Consider the following 5,982-nt stretch of genomic DNA (forward strand, 5'->3'; position numbering starts at 1 on the left):
AGTTGTTTGCTGGTGGATGTAGAGAAAATAGTACATGTTGACAGTTTGCTGTATGTTTTTGATAGCAGGCGTCCTGCGCTATATGTGTTTGATGAGAAAGGAGCGTTTGTCAGACAAATATCCCGATGGGGTGATGGTCCGGGAGATCATTTGTTGATAAGTGATTTTATGGTTGATAAAAACCAACAGACTATAGGCTTGTTGAGTCCAAACGGGTATATGGGAATATATGACTTATGTGGAAAATTTATCAGGCAGGATGTGTTACCTGCCAAGCCTAATTATTATGCCGTTGCTTCTCTTAGCCCGGACAGATGGGTTTTCTGGTCGTGCGTGAGAGAAGATGAGGATGGAATTACAGTCGTTGGAAAAGACTCTCTAAATACGGTCGGTGGTTTTTGGAGGAACGATCGTATTTTGGATATGGGTAGCTTGAATCCTTTTTATGAGTACCATGATAATGTGTACTTTGCTACGGCATATCAGAATACAGTCTATAAGTTGACTAAAAAAGGACTGTATCCTGTTTACTGTTGGGATTTTGGCAAAGATGGTATTAATGATGAAATGTTGCAAAAATATCGTTTGATTGAGAATGAAGGAAAACGAAATGATGAGCTGATTAAAGATTTGTCTGATGGAACACTCCCTTTCTGTATGAAATTTCATCGGGAAAATGATCTATATTATTATGTATCTCTGCAAAAAGGTTTAGGTACTGTCAATAAGCATATTAATGTGTTTTATAGAAAACAGGACGGTAGTACATTTGTCTTTGAAAAGTTGGCTGAAAATTTAAGTATAACTCCTCTTCTGTTTACGGAAGATTACATCGTTTCGAAATTAAATTTTGATGATTATACTTGTTTGCGCCCTTTTTTGTCAGAACAAGACTACTCAAAACTTTTGTTGCGTGAGGAAGATGATAATCCGTGCCTGGTAAAGTTTTATTTTAGAAAAGGTGGAAAGAACCCCGGCAGAATGTAAGTTATTGTATGGTATCTTCTGATATAAACTTTTTTAGTTTGGATTTGAGTATACCTTTCCGATAGCCTGTCCACATCTTTAGGATTTTACCTTCCGGCGAAATCAATACGAAATGCGGGATGCCTCCGGCTTTATAACGCGAAGCCAGACTTCGTCCTCCATTTTTCGGTTCCTTCCATTGATAACCCGGCATCTTGTGTTCTTTCAGGAATTTGCTCCAGGAGATTTTTTCATCATTGGATATTCCTACCAAGGCCAATTTATCGCCATATAGATGGACAATCTCTTCCATTTCCGGTTCAGACATGCGGCAGGGGCCGCAGTAGATACTCCAGAAATCCAACAAGATGTATCGGCCTTGCAATTCAGACAAATGACGGGATTCTCCTTCAGCGTCATATAGTAAACCATCAGCCATATCGTCTCCTTCTTCCACTGTCGGAGCAGGGAAGGCATATGACTCAATGAGTTTTCCTTTCTCCGTTTCCTGCCATTCGGCCGGCATACGTGCATACAACTGCTGGAAAACAGGACGAAAACTGCGCAATGAATCCGGAATCCAGGTTGTATTCCAGGCTTTTTCCAAAAACTGGTCAATCCATACCTCCGTGACCGGCGCCGTCTTCATATATTCGAAGGTTTTTCTAACACTCCGGTAATTGAGCTTATGCCAGCGGTCCCAAAAAAGACTGTCGTGCACCTGGCACTTTTCATCCATCTGTAAGCATTCGTCCGTCTCGTCTGCGGTACAGGCCGCATACGATAAGGCTTCTTTTTGTTGGGGAATATTCGTAGTGATCATCCATTGATGAAGCCATTTGTCTTTTCCCTGAATATCAATCCAGCCTCCTCGGTCTACCCACAAATCTAAAGTCCAGTTGGGAAAGTCTTTTGCCCAACCGAAAAACTTTAAATGCTTTGGTTGTGAAATGGTGTCTTCGTATATCATTTCTCCGTTTTGCAAGGGAAAATCTGCTATTGCTTTGCTAGCAGTCATTGTTGGATTAAAGACATACATAACTCCTCTTACACTGTCAGGAATATTATTCAGACGCCAACGAATCCGGAATTTTCCTTCTAATACTTGAGCTTGACAAATGTTTCCTGCTCCAATGAGCAGGAAAAGGGGACACAAGATCTGAATAGCGAGATTTCTTTTCATTTTTCAGTCCGTTTTTATTGTATGGAATGTTCGTCTGTGGATTGAGTTTCCGGAACAGAGCCGAAGCGCTTTTGCAGGAACTCTTTCAGATTGTGGGTTCCGACATCTTCTGTTGAGATACTTCCGTCTTTTTCTACGATTACATAGTGCGGAATTCCGTTGAACTGGAAAAGTTGGCGCATATATTTGTATTCAGTGTCTGTGAGCCGGTAACAGGCTTCTCCTTTCAGGTTCTTCTCTACATAGTCCGTGTAGGCCTTTCCCGGAGATTCTTTTTCGCTGGTTATATAGACGAACTGAAAATCGGGATGGTTGCGGTATTGTCTGCGCAGGTCGGCCGTAGCCTGTATGCCACCCCGGCAGGGGCCACAATAGATTCCCCAGAAGTCAATGAAGAGTACTTTGCCGGCATGAGGAGCAATGATACGGCGGAAAATATCGGTAGCTTTCCCCGCAGGAAGCTGGTAGGATGCTGTCCGTCCTGCCGGATGCAGTTCGTCAATCATATCCTTGACTGCAGTCTGCATATAGGGATGGGTAATGATTGCCTGTGTCTTTCCGATGAGGCATTCTGCATCTTTCCGGCTGGTCTGTTGTGCAACGATGGCACGCAGGTCGCGTACACGGGCTATCTGCCAGAGCAGGGGAGAGTGTTCATTACACAGCGCCTGAATGATACTGTCCTGTATCTCATACTTCTTTGCATATATCCGGATCAGTTTCTCATTATCCGGAAGTTTTTTGAAGTCTTCTTCACCTGCCAGACTCTTGTAAGCATTATTGGCTGCTTCGAGTGGGTCCATGTATTCAAAACGGTTGATGAAAACACTTATCCGGGAACAGGCCAGTGCTGACATTTCGTCCAGAGGCATTTGTTTCAGAAAGTCGTAATAGGAAGCATCCGGCTGCACCTGCAATACCTGATTGGCCGTGTCTTGCCGGGCATAATAGCTTCGGGGCATCTGATAGTCAAAATAAATCTCTCCTGCTTTGATGGCTGTATGGTTGCGGATCAGCGAAACTGCTTTTTGTGAAGTTGCATAAAGCCGGCAAAGTGAATCGGCTTGCTGCTGCCACCGGGCAGTGTACGGTTCCAGTTGTTTCTGAAACTGTGCCGGTGTCAGTGTCTTCTGGGCTTTATTCAGCTTCTCGTAAGGATAATCGATCAGGTCATTCAGGGTGACGGCCAGATAAGACAGTGCGGCTGTCTTTCCCATATAAGCCGTGTGGATGAGCGGATATTTGTTGTCGCGTGCCCGGCTTCGTGCCATGATATCTTCCCAGTCCAGATACATCGTGACTGTGTCACCCGGTTCGGCATAGAATGGAATCCACTGGTTGTTCAGGGTCAGGTTCTGGCAAACGGGATATGACAGGATAAATTTGCATTCGAAACTTCCGTCGGGATTGATGGGGACTACTGTGGGATAGTCCTTGCGGGTAATTTCATTGCTCAGATAAAGAATACCGCTGTCGAATCCCAGTCTCGGATCATAACCTTTCAGATAGCCTTGCAGGTAAACGCTGTCCCGGCGGAAAAAGTCCGTGCCATATCCGTTGTCTGCATCCGGTATTGCCGGCTCTTTGCGGGTGCGTACGTAGCGTTGTTCCTCTCCGTCGTTAAGGGCAATGAGGCAGGAACCGTCTTTCCGGGCAGTCAGTTTCAGGGTGACGGTGCTTCCGTCCTTGCGGTCGCTGGCAGTCATCAGGATGCGTTTCCCCTTTTTTCTGCATTCCACGGGAGTGTACAGCCGGTTGTTCAGGATGACGATGGAATCATAGATGCCGTAAGTCCAGCAGCTCTGTGCATCCTCGCTAAACCAGTTTCCCTCTACCGGTTCCAGAAGAGAACGGGGCTCAGAGGCATCAGCCACCAGTGAGATATCGAAAGTATTTCCTTCTCTTCCATTGGGATCTATGAAATGTATTTTCCGGGTTTCCTGGGGCAGAGGTTCGAACAGCAGTACGAAGTCCATTTCTCCCGAATCAGGAAGATAAGTTTCCTTTTTCAGTTCAATGCCTTCAGCTCCCGTTTGCTTGTAGCGTATTCCGGTGGCAGTATCTTCCAGATAATTCTCTCCATCTTCCTTGATCCACCAGTGTGGCCGGAAAATCGCGTGGATGTAGACTTTTGTACATTCGGGGGTACGCTCGATCCGGGTAATGTTGCGGATACTTCCGTTGCGGGCCTTGAATGTCGGATTTTCAATTGTTTGTGCTGTCAGTATTCCTGGAAGCAGGATCAGCAGGCATAGGAGCAGCTGTCTGAGGTTTTGCCATGGTGTCTGCCGTTTATCGGTCAAGGATACGGTTGTGGTTGTTCTTGTTTTCATGTGTATAAAAGGTTTATGTATGGTTAGGTTTTATTTGTCAGTTTCGGATTCTGCAGATCGGGTTGAAACACAGATTGCCCCGTTTTTCGCCGCTTCTCCAAAAAGATCAACAGCCTGCTGGCCTTTCAGCACTTTGATGGATTTGATCTGGCTGGGTGAGAGAGCCTGTACAGCTGTTGCATCAGCAGCTTTTCCGTCTATGATGACCAGAGACTTAGATGTCTGGGAGTCAAACCGGATGGTCGGGATATTTATGTCCGAAGCCTGATCCTCTTTTTTCAGTTTGACTTGAATGATTCCTGTCTTGCTCTTGTCGGTCGTGTATTTGGCCAGAGAAGCCTGATCTTTCAGGACGGTAACTGACTGGATACGCTGCGGATCGATGGCGCGGAAAATCTCCGGACTGACCTCCTGTTCGTTGACCAGAAGAATGACATCCTTGAGGGAAGAGTTGTAGCTTCCATTTTTCAGGAAGATGGAATTGCTGTTTTCGGGTTTGTCGGATGTTTTCGTGAAAGCAAATCTGATCGGTAGCGTCTGTTTCACTCTGATAGCCTGTCCTTTCCGCATGCCAGGTTTCCATCGGGGCATGTTTTTTATGAGTCTCAAACCTTCAGCATCAAGTTGCGGATCCACACTTTCTACCACTTCTGCATCGGTGATGCTGCCGTCTTTGCTGACGATGAACTGTATGATCACCCGGCCCTGTATTCCGGCTTTCTGGGCTTCCTGCGGATATCGTATGTTGTTCCGGAGATAGGTATTCAGCGCTTCCATGCCACCTGGAAATTCAGGCATCTGGTCCAGAGCCGAAGAGGGTGCTGCGACTGCTGGCTGTACATTGGGCTGTATGCTGTCGTGTACGGCCGGAGCAATTACTTTGACGGCTGAAATCTCATCAGCTACGGCTGAGACTTCAGGACGGGCAAAGGCCGTAACAGCCAGTGCGGCCAATGGAAGTATATAAAGATACTTGGCCCGTGCCCACGGATTGGATTTTTCTTTTAACATCATAGTGATACGTTTTTTCAGTGAACTGTGATTAAAGCTGTTGGCCATAGAGTAGAGCCTTGTGCCGACAGCTTTTTTTATTAAGAGCATCTGGTAATTTCTGGCGTTTACGCCTTCGCGCAGAACGGTTTCGTCGGCTTCATATTCATGGATATTCTGCAATTCCTGTTTCTGCAGCCATGCAGCCGGATTGAACCACTGTACGAAGATGCAGAGGTCGGCCAGCAGCAGATCCCATGAGTGGCGGTTGCGGATGTGGGCCAGTTCGTGGATGAGTATCTCGCGTCCGTTTTCTTCCAGATCCTTTCGGGCAATCACGATCCAGTGCATCCAGCTGAAAGGAGCAATGTCGTGATCGTGTACCACCAGCCGTACATTTTTCTCTTTCCGGTCAGGGAGATAGCTGTCCAGAGCTTCCCGTTTGCCCTGACGGATCAGTCTGCCCAGCCTGGCCAGTGAACAGAGGTTGCGTACGATGAAGAATACGAT

The 5,982-nt window shown here is 46.3% G+C and carries 4 protein-coding genes; 1 reads left to right on the forward strand and 3 read right to left on the reverse strand.

The window, feature by feature from the left end; genetic code table 11:
* Window positions 1–987, forward strand: a 987-nt coding sequence (locus BACCOPRO_RS16610) for a DUF4934 domain-containing protein (protein ID WP_008145431.1), incomplete at its 5' end; no start/stop codon positions are given.
* Window position 988: 1 nt separating this feature from the next.
* On the opposite strand, the gene BACCOPRO_RS16615 is transcribed toward BACCOPRO_RS16610, so the two are convergent.
* The 3 genes from BACCOPRO_RS16615 to BACCOPRO_RS17700 all read right to left on the reverse strand — a co-directional run.
* The gene (locus BACCOPRO_RS16615; RefSeq protein ID WP_169306519.1) at window positions 989–1,936 is read right to left on the reverse strand and encodes a TlpA family protein disulfide reductase; all 948 of its coding nucleotides are present in this window, start codon (window positions 1,934–1,936) and stop codon (window positions 989–991) included.
* 227 nt (window positions 1,937–2,163) lie between these two features.
* Window positions 2,164–4,482, reverse strand: a complete 2,319-nt coding sequence (locus BACCOPRO_RS16620) for a TlpA family protein disulfide reductase (RefSeq protein ID WP_008145435.1) — start codon at window positions 4,480–4,482, stop codon at window positions 2,164–2,166.
* Window positions 4,483–4,512: 30 nt separating this feature from the next.
* On the reverse strand, window positions 4,513–5,982 hold a 1,470-nt coding region (locus BACCOPRO_RS17700), incomplete at its 5' end, for a M56 family metallopeptidase (RefSeq protein WP_008145437.1).

This window comes from Phocaeicola coprophilus DSM 18228 = JCM 13818, assembly GCF_000157915.1.
GTDB lineage: Bacteria > Bacteroidota > Bacteroidia > Bacteroidales > Bacteroidaceae > Phocaeicola > Phocaeicola coprophilus.

Coding starts and splice junctions, on each gene's coding strand:
- BACCOPRO_RS16620 (WP_008145435.1), bottom strand. CDS start 4,482: ATGAAAACAAGAACAACCACAACCGTATCCTTGACCGATAAACGGCAG.
- BACCOPRO_RS16615 (WP_169306519.1), bottom strand. CDS start 1,936: ATGATATACGAAGACACCATTTCACAACCAAAGCATTTAAAGTTTTTC.